The organism is Nonomuraea sp. NPDC052116 (assembly GCF_040680035.1).
GTDB classification, from domain to species: domain Bacteria; phylum Actinomycetota; class Actinomycetes; order Streptosporangiales; family Streptosporangiaceae; genus Nonomuraea; species Nonomuraea angiospora_A.
In genome coordinates this window covers 68,357-87,826 of sequence record NZ_JBFAWA010000051.1, presented here as the reverse complement: position 1 = coordinate 87,826, position 19,470 = coordinate 68,357, and the positions used below count along the sequence as shown (strand labels likewise).

Below are 19,470 nucleotides of genomic sequence, written 5' to 3'. Positions count from 1 at the left end.
CGGCGGACACGGTGATCTTGCTGAGGGAAGCGGTAGAGTTCACTCGGAAAGTGCCTTCTGATCTGGGGTGGACGGGGCCTTAGACAAGTCCGATCATCCCAGCTCAAGGGCACTTTTCTTATGTGAACGATCAGGTCGGCTCAAATTCGCCGTGAAAGCCGCAGGCTAAGGTGTCGATGTGGGTGAACCATTGGTCGAGATCTGTCAGCGGGATCTCGCGGGTCTCCGCGCCGTCGCAGATGACGGCGGCCGCGTCGTAGCGCGGGGGCGGCCGTAGCCAGAAGCGGTCAGGGCTGGGGACGAAGCCCTGGGCTGGGTCGGCGACCAGGGCGGCGAGCCGGCCGCGGTGGTCGATGGTCGAGGCCAGAACCTCATGTCGGGCGTAGCGGTCGGGGAGCGTCGCGTGGAGCGCGAGCCGGTGGTCAGCGACCATGGACCTTTCTTGTTGTCATTCCTTGATGATCGCATACAAGGCGGCGCTGAGTCGTCGTAGCTCCTTGCGCATCAGTCTCAGGTAGTTGTCGAACGCAGATGTGATCGGTGCTTGATCGCTCTTTCCATCAGCCCTATGGAACGCCATGAGCTCCTTGGTTGCCCTATCAGCCGCGCTGTAGGCGGGGGCAGACGCGAAGATCTGGACGGCTAGAAGCCGGTTGAACAGCCCATCGAAGTCGTCTGCTCCGAGGTCGGACGGCGAAGGGCCTTCGTGGCAGGGGTATGACGAGCTGCGATGGACCAGTAGCGGTCGAAAACCTTGAGGAACTCTATGTGCGCGATGGTGGGTGTGTGCCTCACATGATCGAGCATGGATCAGTTCTGCGGGCACGCTGAATGTTTGTCGTAGAACCTCGGACAAGTAGTAGACGGGTTCCGTGTGTCGGACACGCTTACGGAGTCATGTAGACGACCGCGAGACGGTTGAGCATCTCCGAACGGGACTCCAGTGCCTCCACAATGGCAGGCAGACGGTCAGAGCCATCGTCTTGCAGCTTTTCCAGAGGATCCACCGACAGGAGCACATGCTCCCAATGCGGAGACTCCAACACCTCGCTCGCCAGGCCTGGGCCGCTTCCCCGCCAGCCGCGTTGCCGCAACCGGTCGAGAACCGTCTTTCGCGCGTCCTCGTAGCTCGCAGCACCCACGTCCATCAACAGCACATGATTGACCTGACTTGCTCGGTCCAAATCCCACTCATTCGTAGCGTGGGCCACTACCTCGCCGATGCTGCGAACGTCATCGACAGCGTCGGGGGCCACCTCGTAGACAGGCTCCCATCTGCTACAGCCCGTAAAGGTCAGTGATACGCATACGGTCAGCGCTGCCCATTTGATGGCTGCGATCATCCGCTGTAAGCCGGGGAGCATGGCCCAGCCCTCCGAGGGTTCGTCGTGACGTGCAAGCGTAGTGCATGCATTGATCTTGCCAGGCTCGACGCCTTTGCGACCATCGCAAGATCAGACAGCGGCTTGAATTCAACCTGGACCAATAGCAAGCGCTCCGTCTCGAAAGACCGGAGCGCCTGCGATTTCTGCGGAGCATGGCGGGCTAGCCCACCGACACGGTTCTTATGTTTTCTGCTCCCCGTGCTCAAGGCTCTGCAGGTGGAGAGGCGGGCGGTGCGGTCCTCGGGACTCCGAGCCGTTTCACGGGCCTTCGCCAGATCTGCGGGAATGTGCTCTTGGCCGGCTCAGCCACGGACGGCCTCTTGATTGGTTCCCCTGCTCCTCTGAAGGGGACGCCGCTCAGGTGGGAAAGATGTACGCGGTGCTCGCCGACGTCGGGTCCTTCTTGGTGCAGGTTAGAAGGGGCCGCTCTCCGGATAGCCGGCCTTTATGACGGCCTTGCGGGTCTTCGCGTTGAGTTTCTTCTCGCTGATGACCTTGCTGGCCGCCGGTGCCGCGATCTTCACCTTGGTGCCCCAGCCCGAATACTTGGTATCGGTGTGGAAGGCCATCTGGTCATAGGCCGTGGTGTCGTCGTCCGGGTAGGTGGTCGTGTCGACGACCGTGCGGGTGAGCAGGTTGTGTTCATCGAAGTACAGGTGGAATTCGACCTTGCCTTCCCCGGCGGACTTGTCGTGCCGGAATTCAGCGAGTGTGGCGGTGCCCTGATATTGGCCGGTCGCTACTTCTGATGCGTTGTCCAGCATGAACTGCAGTTCTGCCGGCGTGACGCCCACGTTGAGGAGAGCGTTGTCGTGCCCACTGGCCCTCGACTGGATCCAGGAAAGACCGGAAGGCAGCGCCTTGGCGATGCCGGCGTTGGTCACGTAGGCGTTTCTGCCCTCAGCGATGACCCGGTAGGGAGGGCTGGGCTTTTTCTGGCGTGAGGACATGCGGACACGGAGGTCGGCGGCCGCCACGTTGCCTTTGCCGAAAGCCAGGGTGCCGACCGTGCTGGTGTTCACCTGTACCTGCATGGCCTGGTCGTCGGCGGTGAAATCGAGAGTGATGCCGCTTGATTCGGTGATCTTTACGCCTTTGCCCGGGACCAGTTGGGCCTTCAGGGCTTTCACCGGGTTCACCGGAGCGGCCTGCGCGGATGCGACGGATGTCGCCTGAGCGGGTACGGCCATCGCGCACACGGCCGCGGCCGTTGCCACGAGGCCTGCGAAGAAGTGTTTCATCAGGGTCCTTGATTGGGGGATATAGCAGGGAAAAGAGTAAGAGAGTGGTGTTGGCGAGATAAGGGATGTCTTATAACAATCCTGTGCAGATCGGATCCCAAGTGGTAATAGCCTTTGCTGGAGGCGGGCGGGGTATTCCTTGCGTCCGCTCTCGTATTTTCGGGTCAGGGCTGGCAGAGGTGGCCATCCCAGGCCTGTCCTGCACGCTGCGGTGAGACATCCAGGGCGCTAACGAGACATGTAGGCGCACATCAGCGCCTGGTCAGCGGCATGATCGCACGTCGCTGGAGCTTCCCTTCAGACAAGCTGAGAGACCTTGAGCAGGCACTCGTGGCAGCGCTGGACGCCCGTGGACAGTCTCGAAGTTCCTTGAAACAGAAGGTCGAGGGTTCGGTTTCCCTCGTCGGCTCGCAGCTCAGGGCGCAGCGCGGAGCTCGGGACAGCTCGACCGTCAGGTCCCGGCCGGTCAGCGGAAGTCGGTGATGAGGAACACCGCCATCATGTCCGCCGCGCGGGAGCCGGTCGAGAAGGAGGCTTCCGCGCGAGGTAGCAGAACTTACCGTGCTCCATCGCCAGGCAGGTGCACCAGTGCCACCAACTCCCTAGGGCTGCCTGGTCGGGCAGATGTCGCGGTAGGGCACGTCCTTGAGGAAGGCGGCCCAGTCGGCCGGGGAGAGCGTGTGCCCGGCACGGCGGCACACGTCCTGGACGATCTGCTCGGCACCGATCGGGATCTTGTAGACGGAACCCCAGTCGGCGGCGTAGAGGGTGGAGTCGTCCGGGCTGAAGGCGAGCGAGGTGATCTGGGAGCCGTGCAGGTTGAACGCGCCGCCGAGCCGTCGCATGGCGTTGACGTCCCAGACCTGGAGGATGCCGTCCGTGGTCACGCTGGCGAGCAGATCGCCCTTCTGGGAGAAGGCCAGTTCCGCGATCTCACCCGTCGTCCCGCGTAGGACCGGCGTGATCTGGGCCGGCCCCTGGACCGTCCACATCGCGATGCGGCCGGCCGGACCGGCGCTGAACGCCAGCCGCCCCTGGTCGCTGACGGCCACTGCCGAGGCACCGCGTACGACATCGAAAGCCGCGTCGACCGGCCTGCCGGCGGTGAGGTCGATGAACCTTCCGAAAGTCGAGGCGAGGCGTCCGTCCGGCGTGTACGGCCCGCCGTCGATCTGCGAGCTGAACGTGCGCAGGACGCGCCCACCGGCGGTGTCCAGCACGAGTAGCCGGAAGCTGCCCTCCTGGGAGGATGGCTGGAGCGTGAGCGCGATCGTCTTGCCGTCCTGGCTGAAGTCGGCACGCTCGGGATTGTTCGTGTTCGTGTGCGGCGTGGAGATCTGCCAGAGCTTCTTGCGTGTCGCGAGGTCGATCAGCCGCACGCTCGTGATGTCGGCGATGAGCATGCGTGTGCCGGTCCGGTCGAATCCCCATGCCCCGAATTCGCCGAGCGGGAACGTCGCCACCTCCTTGCGGCTGCGCAGGTCCCAGAGCCCGAGGCGGTTCTGATCGGGATCCTCCATCGCCACCCACCGTCCTCCGGGACTGAGTTTCGCCACCCCCTTCCGGACATTGGTGGCGCTGGCTCTCGGCGACAGGTCGAGGCTGATGACCATGTTGTCGTAGAGGTAGCGCAGGGTCCTGCCGTCGGGGTCGAACCGCAGGTCGGTCAGCTCGTCCTCGGCCCGGTAGGTGAGGATCTGCTTGCGATCGGCGACCTTCCACACGCGCAGCTCGCGTTCGGCGAAGGCGGCCAGGTAGTCGCCGTCCGGGCTGAAGCGCAGCTCGGCCCCGGACTTCGTGCAGATGTCGCAGGCCCAGTCTTCATCGCCCTGTTTGTGCTCACGACCGGTCGCCGCGTCGACGAGCGCGATCGTGGCGTTCGCGCAGGCGATGGTCTTGCCGTCTGGGGTGAAAGCCGCCACGTCCGAGTGAGTTCGGCAGGGCGCCAGGCGCCGTTCCGGGGTCCAGCCCGGCAGCGCCAGCTCGTCGAAGCGCCCACCCGCCATCAGCAGGTGTTTGCCTGTCGGATCGACGAGCGGAGGCTGCGACGGGACCATGCTGCCGTCCGTGTAGGGAGACTTGCCGAACTGCTTGCCGGTCGCCACGTCCAACAGGTAGACGATTTCGCCTTGGTACATCACGGTGAGGATCGACTCGTGCTCACCCCAGATCGCGCTGAACCCGCCGCGTTCCGACAGGGAGCGCCGTACCAGTTGTTTGCCCGAGGTGAGGTCCCAGACGCCGAGCTCTGAACCGATGGTCAGGGCGAGCAGGCGGCCGCTCTTGTTGAGCGCCGGCGCCTGGGGAGTCCCGTCCTTCTGCTTCAGCCCGGCCCAGCCACCGGTGCGTTTGCCGGTACGGACGTCGTAGACGTTCACGCCGGCTTCGCTGACGCTGACGAGTGTGCGGCCGTCATGACTGAGGGTGCGATGGGCAAGGCCTTTGACCGGGGGATCGCGGAAGACCGCCGTCTCCTGCTGCTGCAGGGAGGCGATGAGACTGGATCGGGTCTCCAACTGCGGTGAGACCCGCCAGGCGGCCACGCTCAACAGCATCGCCTTGACCGGGTCGGTCGTGCGCATCCGGTCGGCCTCCGTCGCCACCTGCTTGGCGGTGAGGATGTCACGCTGTTCGGTGGCCTGCTGCCGCTGATATACGGCCAGCCCTCCGGCGACCATGGCCACGACCAGCAGCCCGGCCAGCGCGATCGTGGTCAGCGTCCTGCGGCGGGTCCGCTTCCTGGTCAGTTCGGTGCCTGCTCGCAGGAAGTCCCGCTCGGCGGGGGTGAGCGTCACGTGACGGCGGCCGGTCGCCGCCCAGCTGAGCACCTGCTCCAGACGGCTGCCCTGGAGCAGGTCGCCGTCCCGCCTGCCGTTGTCGGACCAGTGCCGTGCCGCCGCGGAGACCTGGCCCAGTACGGCCAGGCCGTCGCGGTCGGCGTCGACCCACATGCGTAACCGCGGCCAGGCCCTCAGCAGCGCGGGCCTGGAGAGCGAGACCGAGGTGTCCTTCGTGGTCACCACGTACGAGAACGCCCGCAGGATCCGCTCGACCGCCGCCGCCTCGCGCTCTGGGCGACCGCCGTACAGCTCCTCGCGCGAGGCCCACCGCCCGCTCTCGTACCCGTCCTCGCCCACGGTCACCATCCGCAGGAACACCGCGGCGGCCAGCTCGCGCTCCTCTGGCGTGAGCGCCGTGTAGGCGTCCTCCGCGATCGTCCCCAGCTCGGGATCACCCTGGTCGAGCCCATGTACGCCCTGCGCCGAGCGGCTGCCCGCGGCCAGCAGGCCTTTGGTGTCGGCGGCGTTGCCGCTGACCAGCGCGAGCAACAGGTCGCGTGCCGCGGGCCTGGCGGCGGGATCCTTCGCCATCGCGGCCGCCACCAGCGGGGCCAGCCGCGGCGGCAACCCCCGCAGATCCGGTGCGGAGGACAGCACCTGGTGCATCATGCCGCCCAGGGTGTCCGCCTTGAACGGGTCCTGCCCCGTGGCGGCGAACACCATGACGGCACCCCACGCGAACACGTCGGCGGCTGCTCCCGCGCGCTCCCCGATGAACACCTCGGGCGCCATGTAGCTGGGCGTGCCCGAGACCTCGCCCGTCTTCGTCAGCGACATGTCCATGGTGCGGGCGATGCCGAAGTCGATCACGCGTGGGCCGTCCGGGCCGAGCAGCACGTTGTCCGGCTTCAGGTCGCGGTGGATGACGCCCGCGTCGTGGATCGCGGTCAGCGCGGTGGCGATCGCCGTCGCCAGCCGGTGGAGATCGTCCTCGGTGAACTTGCGCCCCTCCATCACGGCCTTGCGCAGGCTCGGCCCCGCGACGTACTCCGAGACGATGTACGGCTTGCTCGCCTCCAGGTCGGCGGCGAGCACCCGGGCCGTGCAGAACGAGGCCACCCTGCCGGCTGCGGTCGCCTCCTTGGCGAAGCGGTCGCGGCTGCCGTTGTTGTCCGACGCGTGCAGCACCTTGATGGCGACCCTGCGTCCCTCGGGGTCGTAGGCCTCGTACACGACTCCCTGACCGCCCGAGCCGAGGCGTCCAGCCAGCCAGTAATCCCCGATGTGCTGCGGATCCCCCGCGCTCAGTGCGTCCACGGCGCGTTAGATGAAGATTCTTTGCCCAAAGTTGTTACGTCTGACCGCCTTGTCCCGTCTTGTCGGCGTAACCCACAGCGGCCCGGCATCGCGGAGCTCGCCCCCGAGCTCTACGCCTTCGCCGCAGGTGGTTGGGTGATCGACTGCGGTGATCGGAAGGAGTGATCGTGGACACAGGGCAAGGGCCGGTAGTAGGACCACAGCGCGTGGACATCCGGGCTGTACAGCAACGCCCTCACGCATGATCGCATGTCGCCAAGATCAAGACGGTTCGCGCGAACGCCATGTCATGGGAGGAGGTGACGGCGTCCCACCCTCCGCTCAGGCCCTTGCCCAAGGTATCGAAATTCGATAGATTCTCATCGCAATTCGATGGAAGGATGGGACATGGGAAAGCTGGCAGTGCGTGCACTGCGCGCCGTGCTCGTGGTGGTTCTCGCCGGCACCGTGCTCGTACAGGCATCGATGGTGTGGGTGTTGGTCAGCGGGAGCGACCCGGAGGACGGGTCGCTCCCGCTGACCGCGCTGCGCATCATCACGATCCTGGGCATGGTGTCGGGCCAGGTCGCCCTGGTCAGCGTGTGGCGGCTGGTGACTATGGTGCGACGCGCAACCGTGTTCTCCCACGCCGCCTTTCGGTACGTGGACGCCGTGATCGGAGCGATCGTGGCGGCCGCCCTCCTGTGGTTCGCGGTCACGGCCCTCAATGCGCCGGGCCAGCGGGACGATCCGGGTGTCACCGTCATCATGGGCGGGATCGGCGTGGCCATCCTGGGGGTCGCGCTCATCGTGCTCGTGCTGCGGATGCTGCTCGCCCAGGCCGTCGCGCGCGACGTCGAAGCGACGCAGATGCAGGCCGAGTTGGACGAGGTGATCTGATGCCGATCACCGTCGACATCGACGTGATGCTGGCCAGGCGGAAGATGTCCGTGGGCGAGCTCGCGGACCGCGTAGGGATCACGCCCGCCAACCTGGCAGTACTCAAGAACGGCCGCGCCAAGGCGGTGCGCTTCACGACGCTCGCCGCGCTCTGCGAGGTGCTCCAGTGCCAGCCGGGCGACCTGCTGCGCTGGGAGGCTGAGGACGCCTTATGACGTGCCCCGGAGCGGGCGTGAAAACGCCTGATACCACCGGCCTGACACGGTACGTCGACCGCATGGACGTGAATCGCCGATCGCCCGCAGCACCGTCCCGACCCCGTCGGGTAGATGCCGGTTGACCTGCACCGCACCGGCTCCCGGTAGCGCTCCAAGCCAATGCCCACGGGCTCACAGCGGGCAGCAGCCAGCACGATGTCTTCGCCGTGAACCACAGGCCGAGATCCGTCAGCGGCATCTCGTGGATGACGGTCGTCGCGTCGCAGCGTGGGGCGGACGTGGCGCAGAGAAGTGCGGGATAGGGGGAAGCCCTGCGCGGGATCGGTGACCAGGGTGGCGAGCCGGCCGTGGTGGTCGAGGGTCGAAGCCAGGACCTCATAACGGGCGTAGCGGTCGGGAAGCGTCGCGTGCAACACCCGCATGGCCAAGGTTTCCCGTTCCGCCTGGCCGAGGAGCTTACGGAGCACGGCACGCATGCAGCGGGATCACTTGGATGGCCAGGTGCGGCAAGTGGCTTCGGCCGAGAAGCTGGCGCGCCGAGCGCGCCTGGCTCCGAGTTAGGGTCAACCGCGCAGCAGTTCCGCGAGCGGTTCACGCACATCCGCGGGATACAGATTCAGCTGCTCGAACTCGGCGACCGTTGCCCATCTGAGCTCAAAGCTGTTGTCCGGCCCGTGCGCCACAGCCTCCTCGCCGGAGAGCGACGGTACGCCGTTGACGTCGCGCATGAGGAAGTAGAAGGCGGGTCGGCCATGGTGTGAGCTGGTGAAGAGCAACCGTTCGATCTTTCCGGTGAGAGTCGTCTCTTCGTGGAGTTCACGAACTGCCGCACTCTCTGGCGACTCGCCATCCTCCACATGGCCCCCGGGAAGAACCGCGTAGTGGTGCCCGGGACACTGCGACCCCCGCCGGCCTGCGGCATCGCACATGACGCAGGTGACGCCTGGCCTGCGTCGGAGGAACCGTTTGATGACCAGGACTTGGGTACCGTCGACGACCACGGCGACTGCTCGGGGGATCGGCATGAAGCGGATCATACGATTCGGCCGAGCGGAGTCGGGCGAGTTTTCACTGGTCCTGGGCGGCAGCAGCGTGGGCCGCCACGCCGACACCAGCGCCACGCCGCCGCACGGATACAGCCGTACGATCGCCACGGGTTGGCCGGTCTCCGTAGTTGGTTGGGGCGATCGACGATCCGGTGCTTCGTTTCCTCCGTACTTCCGCGCGCATTCCTGTCGCCGGCCATGGTCGCGATCATGCGCCCAGCGGCAAGAGCGCGCGCACGAGTGCCATGAACGAGGCTCCCGACATCGATCGTGGATTTCTGCACAATACGTACACACCAGCTCGGTGGAATCGCCACCAGTGAAATTTAGGATCACGCGGTGGACACAACCAGCGATCTTCCTGATGCGTCTCGCCGACGCGTTCCCATGAACGTCAGTGGCAGAGCATGAGGAAAGGTCGCCGTATTGCTGGGGCTCGGGACGATTTATGCGACGAGTGTTCCCAGGTGGAATTTCACGTGGCTCATGCTCGTCGGCGTCGGCTGGCTGTTGTTTGGAGTCGGCTGGTTGATCGTGCTCGCTATCGTCCTTGTCAGGCGGGGGAGGCTGGTCGCATTGCGTCGCGACTGGCTGTTCTGGGCTGTGCCGCCCCTGGTTGTGGTGCTGGTCGGCGCGCTGGTTCACGTCGGTGCGCCGGTCAGGATGCGTTTCGAGTTGTCGCGCGGCAGCCTCGACCACCTCGCGAAGACGGTGTCAGAGGGGACACCGCCTGGGAAGCGCGATTGGATCGGCCTGTATCCCGTCGAGTACCTTGACGGATCCCGCAGTGCATTCGGCTTCATGATCGAGGTCACGGGGTTCCTCACCAGTTACGGACTCGCCTGGAGTCCGAATGGTGAGCCGGACATCGACGGACCCGGCTACTACCGCCATTTCGACGGACCCTGGTACATCTGGGAGATCAGCGACTGGTAAGCGATTCTTTCCGCGCGTCCGGGCAGTACGGGCGGGCTTGCGGCCCTTCCGGACCGGTCCCGTCCGGCCGTCCTCCCGCACCACCGAACGGGGCAGGGCTATGCGCTCTGTAGCCCTGCCCCGTCAGAATGGGGCTGTGACGAACAGCGTCAAGGCGCACCGGATGCCGGGCACTCTCAAAGCGGCTCAGTTCATCATTACGCTGGAAGTGGCTTTTGGCCTGGTGGGCCTGGCGATCACACTGGCCGGCTTTTTCGCAACCTTTCATTGGGGCATCCTGACTGCCCTGATCTACGTCGCAGGAAGCACCACCCTTCTCGGGTGGCTGTTGAGCCGATGGTCGAGCCGCCGAACGTACTTACGATGGGCAATCATCGCCGTGCACCTGCTGTTGATCGGCGCTGCCATCCTCGACCTGGCCCTCTTCTCCACGGTGACGTGGCTCGCGGTGTTCGGCTATCGCATACTCGCTTGGGCTGTCATAGTCCTGCTCTTTCTGCCTTCAGCTGGGCGCTGGTTCAGCGAGTCCCGCGCCTGATGTAGCGGCAGGCCCAACACCCGCTCGTCCAGCCGTCACTCACGCTGAACCAGGCCGGCCCTGAAGGAGGAGCCGCTGGAAGGCGTTATGCCGTCAGGGGTGCTCCTTTTTGTCGGGACGATATCGCGCGCTGCGCGTGACGACACCGCGCCTGGAACTGGCGGACCTTGGCCCGTTGGCGGCCGACGAGCTGGGATCTGCGCCTGGCGATTCGCCTTGACGGCATGGCGATCGGCATGCACAACATTTGGGCGACCGACTTCACGACGGTCCGGTTCGTGGATCGCTCGGGAGCATCAGGGCAAGGGATACGGGGCTGAGGCAAGGGCCGTCGTGCTGGAGCCGGCGTTCGTCCACCTGCATGCTGTGGAGGCGTACACCTCGAGCGTGAGTGTGGTGACGGTGTAGAGGTACTGGGCGGGTCGCGTGCAGATGGTGCCGTGGGCGAGGTATGGCCCCTAGCGTCGCTGGATATGCGGACAGTGGATGTACTGGTCGTTGGGGCGGGACTGGCCGGGCTGCGCACGGCTCGGCTGCTCGCGTCGCGAGAGCTCGATGTGATGGTGGTCGATCGCCGCAGGTCGTTGTCGGCGGGCATCCGTACGACCGGGATCTTCGTGCGTCGTACCCTTGATGACTTCGACCTGCCGGATCAGCTGCTCGGGCCTGGTGTAAGGGACGTGCTGCTGTATCCGCCGTCGCGGCGGGCGCCGATCCGGCTGACCAGTGAACGGGACGAGTACCGCGTGGCTGACATGGCGGCCGTCTACGAGCATGCGCGCCGTGCGGCGGAGTCGGCCGGGGCGCGGGTCGTTCTGGGCGTGCGGTATGTCGGCGCGTCGATGGGATTTGTGCAGTTCGCGGGTGCGGAGCCGGTGCGGGCTCGGTTCATTGTCGGTGCGGACGGCGCCCGCTCGCGGGTGGCGCGGGATCTCGGCCTCGATGTCAATCGGCGCTTTCTCGTCGGTGCCGAGATCGTTCATCCGGTCGCGTCGGGGACGACCACCCCGGCGTTCCATTGCGTGCTGGACCCTCGGGTCGCTCCGGGGTACCTGGGGTGGGTCATCGACGACGGTCGGCACGCGCATGTCGGCGTCGCGGGATATCCGGGTGCGATGCGGGCCGGCGTCCGTCACCTGCTGGATGCTTTCGCCGTGGACGCGCCCGGCCGGGCGGCGCCGGCCGGTCCGGTCGAGCGCCGCGGTGGCCCGATCCCGGTCGGCGGTGTGCTGCGACGGTTGGCGTGCCCCGCCGGGCTGCTCGTCGGAGACGCGGCGGGCGCGGTGTCGCCGCTGACGGCCGGTGGGTTGGATCCGTGTTTACGCATGGCGGAACTGGCCGCGGCGGTCGCCGCCGGGTACCTGCGTACCGGCGATCAGCGCAGGTTGAGCCTGTACGACGGGGGCGCGTTGCGGGCCCGGTTCCGGGGACGGCTGTTGTTGCGCCGGGTGTTCGCCGGTATCCGGTCCCCTGCCGCGGCGGAGGCGGCGGTGGCCGTGCTGCGTGGTCGTGCCGGTCGTGCCGTGGCGGCGCGGATCCTGTTCGGTGACGGTTCGTTTCCGGGTGTCGATCCACAGCTTGTGGACGCCGCGATCGACCACTCCTGGGAGCGATGAACGGCTACGTGGCGCTGAAGTGCGGGTAGATCTCGGAGTTCTTGCCGAGCTTGAGCAGGGTCTCGGTCACGCGGCCCGTCAGGTCCATGATCCCGATGCCGGCCGCGGTGGAGATGAGCAGGTGCTTCTCGTCGTACCAGCCGAGGGTTGTGGGACGCGCGCCTCCGACGATGGGAAGTGAGGTCGCGGTCAGCGGGCCGCTGTCGCTGTGAGCGCGTACTCCCAGAGGCGGTCCGCGGCGGCCGGGTCCACCGACCAGGCGGCGACGCCCGCGGTCCCGCCCGGCACCTTCTCGGCCTCCTGGTTGTCCGAGGAGAAGTACCGGCCGGTCACGCTGTCCAGCAGCGGGGACGCGGCGAGCAGCACCGAGGTGGAGGCGCCCTGCTCCGGGGTCTTGTAGTAGTCCGGCGTCACCAGGTTCCCCTCGTCGTCCATCGCGCCCGCTGCCCGCATGGTGTCGTCGTCGAGGTGCCGCTGAAGGTTGGTGTGGATGTAGCCGGGTTCGAGGGCGTTCGCGGTGATGCCGTCGGCGGCCCAGCGCCGGGCGGCGCCGACCGCGAGCAGCGCATCGGCCGTCTTCGACTGCGCGTACGCGACCCACGGGTCGTACGGGCGGCGCTCGAAGTGCGGATCGTCGAAGTCGAACGGCGACAGCAGCTGAGCGCCCGAACTCACCATGACCACCCGCGCGTCCCCGGCCTGCCGCAGGTTCTCCCGCAGGCCGGTGATCAGTGCGAAATGCCCGAGAAAGTTCGTCGCCAACTGCAGTTCCCAGCCGTTGGCGGCGACCTGGCGGGTGGGCAGCGCCATGATCCCGGCGTTCGCCACGATCGCGTGCACCGGCCCGATCCAGCCGGCCACGAACGCGCGCACCGAGCCGAGATCGCTCAGGTCCAGGGCCCGCTGGTCGCCCGTGGGGTTGCGGGTCGCGACGGTGACCTCGGCCCCCGCGCCCCGCAGCGCCCGTACGGTCTCCAACCCGATCCCGGAGGCTCCGCCGGTGACGATGATCCGCCGGCCGGTGAGGTCAACGCCGGCGAGGATCTCGGCGGCCGTGGTCCTGGCGTCGAACGGGGTGCCCATACGTGTCATAACCCGCAACGGTAGGGACCAGGATTTGGACTCGGAATGGTTCAGGATCCAACATAGTTGAGTGAGCGTCCAGCAAGCCGATCCCCTCGAAGACGTCCTCGCCCTAGTCGGCACGAACAGCCGCCTGTCCGTCAGGCTGGTCGCCGGCGGCGAGTGGGCGATGTCGTACGGGCCGCCGCCGGCGGTCAAGTTCGTGGCGGTACGCCGCGGCCGCTGCCTGCTCGCCGTCGACGGCGTACCGGAGCCGATCGATCTGGCCGAGGGCGACTGCTTCCTGCTCACCCAGCCGCGCGCCTTCACCCTGGCCAGCGGTCCGGGGGTGCGGCCGGTCCCGGCCGGTCCGGTCTTCGCGGCGGCCACCGACGGCGTGGCCCGGGTGGGGACCGGTGAGGACGTGGTCCTCATCGGTGGGCGCTTCGACTTTGGCGAGCGGGCCCGCGAGCTGCTGCTCGACGTGCTGCCGCCGGTGATCCACGTACCCGGCCGCACCGCCGAGGCCGCGACCGTGCGCTGGGCGCTCGAGCAGATCGACGCCGAACTGCGCGACCGGTCGCTCGCCTCGACCCTGGTCACCGAGCATCTCGCCCTGGTCATGCTGATCCACCTGCTGCGCCTGCACCTGGCCGTCGCCGGGCCGGGTACGGTGTCCGGCTGGATGGCCGGACTCACCGACCCGGTCGTGGCCCCGGCGCTGCGGGCCATGCACGCCCGGCCGGCCCACGCCTGGACGGTGGCCGAGCTGGCCGAGTCCGCGGCGGTGTCCCGGTCGACGCTCGCCGCCCGCTTCAAACGAACCGTCGGGCAGAGCCCGCTGGACTACCTGACCGGCTGGCGGATCGAACTGGCCACCGAGCGCCTGCGGCGTGGGGACGACACGGTGGCGATGATCGCCCGTACGGTCGGCTACGGCTCGGAGAGCGCGCTGAGCAACGCGTTCAAGCGGATCACCGGCGCGTCTCCGCGCGAGTATCGTCGCCGGATCGGGCCACACACAGCCGTACGATAGGACATGGCTCGGGAGCGGTCTGCCATTGTGTGAGCATGGACCCCACCCCACCGAATCGAGGCCCGGGCCGCGTCATCATTCTCAGCGGGGCCTCCAGTTCCGGGAAATCGACCCTGGCCAAGGCGCTGCAGCGCGCACTCGATGAGCCGTTTCTCCATGTCTCGTCCGACCAGTTCGTGGCGAGCGGCATGCTCCCGGAGCGGCGTGACCACGAGGGTCCCTTCTCGTGGTGGTACGAGATGCGGCCGCGCTTCTTCAACGGCTTTCACCGCTGCCTGCCCGCCCTGGCGAGCGCGGGCAACGACCTGGTCGTGGAGCACATCATCGAATTCCCGGCGTGGCGCGAAGAGCTGTCACAACTGCTGGCGGGCTTCGACGTGTTCCTCGTCGGGGTGCATTGCGACCTTGCGGAGATCGATCGGAGAGAACGCGAGCGCGGGGACCGCCGCATCGGGGAGGGGCGTGAGCACGTGGAGGTCGACGGCATCCACACGTTCGGTCCGTACGACTACGAGCTGGACACCAGCCAGGGCGTTTCGGACGCACTTGTGCAGTCGGTGGTGACCGCCTGGCGATCGAGGGGCACGCGGCGTGTGCTGACCTCGGGAGCTCACGAGATGGCCTGAGCCAGTGCGTTGCCCCCCTCCGGAGTCACCGGTTCGGTCAGGAAGACGGGCGCCTGGGCCATGAACCTCGGCTCGTCGCCCCGGTGCTCGTCGGCGGCGTGGACGGTGAAGGGATGGACCAGGTAGATGTCGCCCGGCCGGCCCGTCGCGTACGCGAGCGGACGGTGTGAACTGGCCGCGTCCACCAGCGGTCCGGCCTCGAACGGGTCCAGCACGCGCCCCACCAGCGCCGCGGCCGCGTCCCGATGTGAACCGACCCTGATCCGGGTCGGCGCGTCGTCGGGCCCGACCTCCGACATCAGGATCAGCAGCAGCATCGTCTCCGGCTGCCCGCTGCACAGGTAGCCGCCGTCCGGCTGGGCGGCATTGGCGTCGATGTGCCAGCCTCTGTCGTCGGCGGGCGGGAGGCGCGGGAACCGGATCGGCACCATGCCGAGCGAACCACGCGGCACCCAGCCACCGGCCCCGCAGAGCTCGTCGAGTGCCTCGGCGAGCCGGGGACTCCGGATGAACTCCCCGAGCGCGCCCTCACCCGTGAGGTCCGCGGCCCACACCACCGGTTCCTTCCAGGTGGCCGGGTCCTGCGGTGACAGACCGGTCTGCCGCCACAGCAACGCCCGGGCGGCGTCGCCGACCTCGCGCGGGGCGGCCTCTTCCAGCTTCACGAACCCGTCGGCGACAAAGCGGTCAATGTCAACTACACCCATGCCAGGGACGCTAACAGCCGTGTCCATCCATTTTTCGGGAGGCCGTCAGGAGCTGTCGTGTCCGGTCCGCGATCAGCCGGGGCTGCTCGGCCTGGATGAAGTGCCCCGAGGCGACGTCCTCGTGGCGCCCGTCGGGCAGGGTCTCGGCGTAGCGGCGCTGGTGCTCGCGGTTGGCGGCGTGCTGACGTTCCCGCCCTCTTTCTGCGCGGGTCACCGACAGCACGATCGTCGGGCATTTCGGGAGTTGGGGCGGCCGGGCGCGGAACTGCGGGATGGCGGCGGCCACCGCCTGGATCTCCTTGCGGGTCTGGGAGGTCCCGGCGGGGGTGAAGTCCTCGGCGAGCATGGTCCGGTAGGTGTCGGCGGAGAACAGGCGCCGCACGTTACCGGTGAACAGGCGTGCCAGAGGCGTGAACCGGCTGAGCGTCTGCGTCACCGCCAGCATGCGGTCGATCTTCTTGGCGGTCTGGTCCCAGGTGTCGTACACCGGTGAGCTCTCTGGCAGGACGTCGGCCAGCAGCAGGCCCCGCAGCCGAGGCCCAAGGCGCTCGGCGGCGCGGCGGGCGACCAGCCCGCCCATGCTGTGCGCGACGAGCACGAACTCGCCCGGGACGACGGCCTCGGTCATCGCGATCAGATCGGCGGCCATGTCATCGATGCTGAGCCGCTGGGTGACGCGGCCGCTGAGCGCGCGCCCGGCACGGTCGTAGGCCACCAGGTGCGCCGTGTCCGCCAGCAGCGGCAGCACCGGATCCCAGAAGGTCCGGCCGCAGCCTCCGCCCGCCTCGAAGACCACCGTCCGGTCATGCCCCTGGCCGGACTCCTCGACATAGACGCGCCGGCCGTTCACCGGCACCGCTCGCCCCGATACGTCTCGCATGCCCACCCCTTCCGACCATTTTCATTTTGGATAATGGTATCTCATATGAAATCGTTAGGCCATGGACGCCGTTGAGCTGCTGTTGCATCCGGTACGGCTGCGCATCGTGCACGCCCTGTCGGCAGGACAGGTGCTGACGACCGCGCAGTTGTGCGCCCGCATGCCCGGGGTGTCGAAGGTGACCGTCTACCGGCAGGTCGCCCTGCTGGCCGAGGGCGGGTTTCTCGAGGTGGAGGGCGAGCAGCGGGTACGCGGTGCCGTCGAGCGGAGCTACCGGTTGCGCCAGGACCGGCCCTCGATCGACGTCGGCGCCGCGGCCGCGATGTCGCTCGACGACCACCGCCGTGGATTCGCCGCGGCGATGGCCGCCCTGATCGCCGAGTTCAACGCCTACCTGGACCGCGACGGCGCCGACCCGGTCGCCGACTCGGTGTCCTATCGGCAGGGCACGCTGTGGCTCAGCCCGGACGAGCTCGCCGAGATGCTCACCGACCTGCTCGCGGTGCTGCGGGACCGGATCGCCAACGCTCCCGCGCCGGACCGCGCGCCGTACCTGCTCAGCGCGATCCTGTTCCCCGCCGAGCAGCCGCCCCCGGACGCGCCCGGTCACTGAGGGAGGCGGGCGGCCGAATGGCCTACTTCCCGGGGCGGAGACCGTCGGCCGATATCAGGGTTTCCGCGGGTGCCTACGGGCTGGGCCTGGAGATGGCGCCGTTGCCGTGCGGCACCGCGCTGGGGCACGGCGGGGGCGCCCCGGGCTACCTCACGGTGGCGTTCAGCTCGGCCGACGGGTCGCGACAGGTGGCCCTGTCGATCACCTCGTACTCGGGGGATCCCGAGAAGGCGGCCGTCGCCCTGCTGACCTCCGGCCTGTGCCCATAGGCCGGCCAGGGATTCACCAGGTGACGGGGAGCCGGTGCACGCCGTAGATGGTCATGTTCGTACGCATGGGCACCTCCTCCGGCGGCACCGCCAGCCTTAGGGAGGGGAAGCGCTCGAACAGCGCCCGGTACGCGATGCGCATCTCGAGCCTGGCCAGCTGCTGGCCCAGGCACTGGTGGATGCCGTGGCCGAAGGCCAGGTGCCCGGTCGGCGACGGACGGGTGACGTCGAGGGTCTCGGGATCCGGGAACCGTTCGGGGTCGCGGTTGGCGGCCGGGATCGACAACGTCACCACCTGGCCCTTCCTGATGGTCCGGCCGGCGATCTCCACGTCCTCCAGCGCGGCCCGCATCGGCCCGAGGTGGGCGACCGACAGGTACCGCAGCAGCTCCTCGACCGCGCCCTCCATCAGGGCCGGGTTCCCGCGCAGCGCGGCGAGCTGATCCGGGTTCTCCAGGAGGACGTACGCGCCCAGGCCGAGCATGGCCGCCGTGGTCTCGTGGCCGGCCACCAGGAGCAGCAGGCCGATCCCGGTGATCTCCTCCAGCGTCAGCTCGCCACCGGTGACGAGGCCGGAGAGCAGGTCGTTCGCCGGGTGTGCCTGTTTCGCCGCCGTGAGCTCGTACAGGTAGCCGAACAGCGAGGCCGTCGCGGCGGCGACCTCCTCCTTTGTCGATCCGTCGCGCAGGACGGTGGCGGAGTCGTGCTGGAACCGTGCGCGATCGGCGGGCGGCACGCCCAGCAGCTCGCAGATCACCAGGGAGGGAACGGGCAGGGCGAACTCGCGTACCAGGTCGGCGGGTGCGCCGCCGCGTTCCATGGCGTCGAGGACCTCGGCGGTGATCTGGCCGATCCGCGGCTCCAACGCCTGCAGCCTGCGCACGGTGAACTGGGCGGTGAGCCGCCGGCGGAAGCGGGTGTGGTCGGGCGGGTCCAGCTGCATGAAGAAGCCGGGAGGCTGGGCGAAGCTCGCCAGATCGATCCCCTCCCAGGCGACGGGCCAGCGCAGATGCTCCAGGCGGCTGCTGAACCGGGCGTCGGCCAGCACCGCCCGGGCGGCCGCGTGGCCCGTCACCAGCCAGCCGTCGTGACCGCCGGGGTAGCGCATGGGCTGGATGGGCGCCTCCTCGCGCCAGTGGCGCAGCTCCCGCGGAGGGTCGAACGGGGACGGACGTTTCGTGGGGAAGGTAATGGTCACGCTCTTGCTCCTCTACACCTATAGAGCCTCTACGGATGTAGAGTAGCGAAAGGGCGCAGTGGTCCTGATATCAGCCCTCGCCGACGGTGGCGAGCAGCGCGCGGATCTTGGGACGCAGGTCGGGCAGTTCGCCCGGGTCGCTGAGCAGATGGTCGAGGAGCAGGCCGTCGCCGTACGCGATGAGGTCGCGGGCCCACAGGTCCGCGTCGGGCACGCCGGAGTCGGCCAGCAGGCGGGTGATCAGGGCCCGCACGCGAGCGCCGCCGGCCAGGAGCGCCTCGCGCAGCTCGGGCCGCCTCGTGGCCTCCAGGGACAGCTCGTATCTGGCGAGCTGGCGGTCGCGGCTGGTGGTGAGCCACTGCCCGAGCAGCCAGGCCGCGGCCTCGACCAGGTCGTCTGCGCCCGTCATAGACGACGCTCGCTCCTGCAGCGCGGCCAGGTCGGCGGCGGTGTGGTCGGCGAGTCGCTCGACCGTCGCCTGGAGCAGCGCCTGCCGGGTCCTGAAGTAGTAGGACGTCGAGCCTTCCGGCAGGTCGGCCACCCGGTCGACGGCGCGGTGGGTCAGGCCGCGCATGCCTTCCGCGGCGAGGAGCCCGATCGCCGCGTCGGCGATCTCCTGTCGTCTGGACACGGGCCGAGTCTAGTGACGGCCCGCCGGGCGGCGGGCCGGTGGTTCACCGTACGGGGACGCCGAGTTCGCGGCCCTGGTAGAAGCCTTCGCGCTCCTCGAGGACGTAAGGGCTCATGATCTCGCGGCGCCGGTTCTCGGCCTCGGAGCTGCGCCAGGAGTCGCAGGCCTCCTTCGAGTCCCAGAACGACACCCCGGTGATCTCCTGCCCGTCCTCCGACCAGTACGCGTACGCGTGGCGCAGACCCTCCGGGTACGGGTCCGGGCGCCAGGCCCTCTCGAACTCCTCCAACGCCCCCGGCCTGATGCGGCGCGTCGTCACCCAGACGAAGTGCTCTCTCATCGCAGCCTCCTCAGCGGCTTTCATTCCACCATAGGCGGTCGGGGCGGCGATATAAGGGAAAATATCGGCGTAAAAGGCTGCTGTTTCTATGCCATGCCATGGGATTAGCTTGACGATCACGTGTAACCGAGGTCATCATTGATCCAAGCGAT

General features: G+C 67.9%; 20 protein-coding genes. 9 read left to right on the top strand and 11 right to left on the bottom strand.

Features of this window, described 5'->3' with window-relative positions:
* Nucleotides 1-130: 130 nt before the first annotated feature.
* From AB0L65_RS56725 to AB0L65_RS56710, 4 genes are all read right to left on the bottom strand, one after another.
* Nucleotides 131-433, bottom strand: coding sequence for a hypothetical protein (locus AB0L65_RS56725; RefSeq protein WP_364264951.1), 303 nt, complete (start codon nucleotides 431-433; stop codon nucleotides 131-133).
* A gap of 454 nt (nucleotides 434-887) precedes the next feature.
* Entirely contained in the window at nucleotides 888-1,343 is a 456-nt protein-coding gene (locus AB0L65_RS56720; RefSeq protein WP_364264949.1) for a hypothetical protein, read from the bottom strand.
* Between the two features lie 455 nt (nucleotides 1,344-1,798).
* Nucleotides 1,799-2,626 (bottom strand): hypothetical protein, encoded by an 828-nt coding sequence (locus AB0L65_RS56715; RefSeq protein WP_364264947.1) that lies wholly within the window; start codon nucleotides 2,624-2,626, stop codon nucleotides 1,799-1,801.
* Nucleotides 2,627-3,228: 602 nt separating this feature from the next.
* Nucleotides 3,229-6,723 (bottom strand): WD40 repeat domain-containing serine/threonine protein kinase, encoded by a 3,495-nt coding sequence (locus AB0L65_RS56710; protein ID WP_364264945.1) that lies wholly within the window; start codon nucleotides 6,721-6,723, stop codon nucleotides 3,229-3,231.
* Between the two features lie 387 nt (nucleotides 6,724-7,110).
* On the opposite strand from AB0L65_RS56710, the gene AB0L65_RS56705 reads away from it, so the two are divergent.
* Both AB0L65_RS56705 and AB0L65_RS56700 read left to right on the top strand, forming a co-directional pair.
* Nucleotides 7,111-7,602: a DUF2975 domain-containing protein gene (locus tag AB0L65_RS56705; RefSeq protein WP_364264943.1), complete on the top strand. Its 492-nt coding sequence runs from the start codon at nucleotides 7,111-7,113 to the stop codon at nucleotides 7,600-7,602.
* Nucleotides 7,602-7,817: a helix-turn-helix transcriptional regulator gene (locus AB0L65_RS56700; protein ID WP_364264941.1), complete on the top strand. Its 216-nt coding sequence runs from the start codon at nucleotides 7,602-7,604 to the stop codon at nucleotides 7,815-7,817. The genes AB0L65_RS56705 and AB0L65_RS56700 overlap by 1 nt, the downstream gene beginning before the upstream one ends.
* A gap of 566 nt (nucleotides 7,818-8,383) precedes the next feature.
* Here the strand turns inward: AB0L65_RS56700 and AB0L65_RS56695 are convergent.
* Nucleotides 8,384-8,974: an NUDIX domain-containing protein gene (locus AB0L65_RS56695; protein ID WP_364264939.1), complete on the bottom strand. Its 591-nt coding sequence runs from the start codon at nucleotides 8,972-8,974 to the stop codon at nucleotides 8,384-8,386.
* A gap of 378 nt (nucleotides 8,975-9,352) precedes the next feature.
* On the opposite strand from AB0L65_RS56695, the gene AB0L65_RS56690 reads away from it, so the two are divergent.
* The 3 genes from AB0L65_RS56690 to AB0L65_RS56680 all read left to right on the top strand — a co-directional run bounded on the left by AB0L65_RS56690 (nucleotide 9,353) and on the right by AB0L65_RS56680 (nucleotide 11,956).
* Complete coding sequence (locus tag AB0L65_RS56690; protein WP_364264937.1) at nucleotides 9,353-9,802, top strand: hypothetical protein; 450 nt, start codon at nucleotides 9,353-9,355, stop codon at nucleotides 9,800-9,802.
* 136 nt (nucleotides 9,803-9,938) lie between these two features.
* Complete coding sequence (locus tag AB0L65_RS56685) at nucleotides 9,939-10,340, top strand: hypothetical protein (protein WP_364264935.1); 402 nt, start codon at nucleotides 9,939-9,941, stop codon at nucleotides 10,338-10,340.
* 473 nt (nucleotides 10,341-10,813) lie between these two features.
* Entirely contained in the window at nucleotides 10,814-11,956 is a 1,143-nt protein-coding gene (locus AB0L65_RS56680) for an NAD(P)/FAD-dependent oxidoreductase (RefSeq protein WP_364264933.1), read from the top strand.
* Between the two features lie 189 nt (nucleotides 11,957-12,145).
* Here AB0L65_RS56680 and AB0L65_RS56675 read toward each other — a convergent pair whose 3' ends face one another.
* Nucleotides 12,146-13,048: an SDR family NAD(P)-dependent oxidoreductase gene (locus AB0L65_RS56675; protein ID WP_364264931.1), complete on the bottom strand. Its 903-nt coding sequence runs from the start codon at nucleotides 13,046-13,048 to the stop codon at nucleotides 12,146-12,148.
* 61 nt (nucleotides 13,049-13,109) lie between these two features.
* On the opposite strand from AB0L65_RS56675, the gene AB0L65_RS56670 reads away from it, so the two are divergent.
* Both AB0L65_RS56670 and AB0L65_RS56665 read left to right on the top strand, forming a co-directional pair.
* Nucleotides 13,110-14,054, top strand: coding sequence for an AraC family transcriptional regulator (locus AB0L65_RS56670; protein ID WP_364264929.1), 945 nt, complete (start codon nucleotides 13,110-13,112; stop codon nucleotides 14,052-14,054).
* A gap of 35 nt (nucleotides 14,055-14,089) precedes the next feature.
* Nucleotides 14,090-14,680, top strand: coding sequence for an AAA family ATPase (locus AB0L65_RS56665; protein WP_364264927.1), 591 nt, complete (start codon nucleotides 14,090-14,092; stop codon nucleotides 14,678-14,680).
* Here the strand turns inward: AB0L65_RS56665 and AB0L65_RS56660 are convergent.
* Entirely contained in the window at nucleotides 14,665-15,387 is a 723-nt protein-coding gene (locus AB0L65_RS56660) for a phytanoyl-CoA dioxygenase family protein (protein WP_364264925.1), read from the bottom strand. The two genes, AB0L65_RS56665 and AB0L65_RS56660, sit on opposite strands and share 16 nt — an antisense overlap.
* A 10-nt stretch (nucleotides 15,388-15,397) precedes the next feature.
* The gene (locus AB0L65_RS56655; RefSeq protein ID WP_364264923.1) at nucleotides 15,398-16,267 is read right to left on the bottom strand and encodes an alpha/beta hydrolase; all 870 of its coding nucleotides are present in this window, start codon (nucleotides 16,265-16,267) and stop codon (nucleotides 15,398-15,400) included.
* Nucleotides 16,268-16,328: 61 nt separating this feature from the next.
* Between AB0L65_RS56655 and AB0L65_RS56650 the strand changes: the two genes are divergently transcribed.
* Entirely contained in the window at nucleotides 16,329-16,880 is a 552-nt protein-coding gene (locus AB0L65_RS56650; RefSeq protein ID WP_364264921.1) for a helix-turn-helix domain-containing protein, read from the top strand.
* 17 nt (nucleotides 16,881-16,897) lie between these two features.
* Nucleotides 16,898-17,149: a hypothetical protein gene (locus tag AB0L65_RS56645; RefSeq protein WP_364264919.1), complete on the top strand. Its 252-nt coding sequence runs from the start codon at nucleotides 16,898-16,900 to the stop codon at nucleotides 17,147-17,149.
* Between the two features lie 13 nt (nucleotides 17,150-17,162).
* Here AB0L65_RS56645 and AB0L65_RS56640 read toward each other — a convergent pair whose 3' ends face one another.
* The 3 genes from AB0L65_RS56640 to AB0L65_RS56630 form a co-directional block, all read right to left on the bottom strand.
* Nucleotides 17,163-18,347, bottom strand: a complete 1,185-nt coding sequence (locus tag AB0L65_RS56640; RefSeq protein WP_364264917.1) for a cytochrome P450 — start codon at nucleotides 18,345-18,347, stop codon at nucleotides 17,163-17,165.
* A gap of 70 nt (nucleotides 18,348-18,417) precedes the next feature.
* On the bottom strand, nucleotides 18,418-18,978 hold the full coding sequence (locus AB0L65_RS56635; protein ID WP_364264915.1) for a TetR family transcriptional regulator: 561 nt from the start codon (nucleotides 18,976-18,978) through the stop codon (nucleotides 18,418-18,420).
* A 43-nt stretch (nucleotides 18,979-19,021) separates the two neighbouring features.
* Entirely contained in the window at nucleotides 19,022-19,318 is a 297-nt protein-coding gene (locus tag AB0L65_RS56630; protein ID WP_192789828.1) for an antibiotic biosynthesis monooxygenase, read from the bottom strand.
* Between the last annotated feature and the right edge of the window lie 152 nt (nucleotides 19,319-19,470).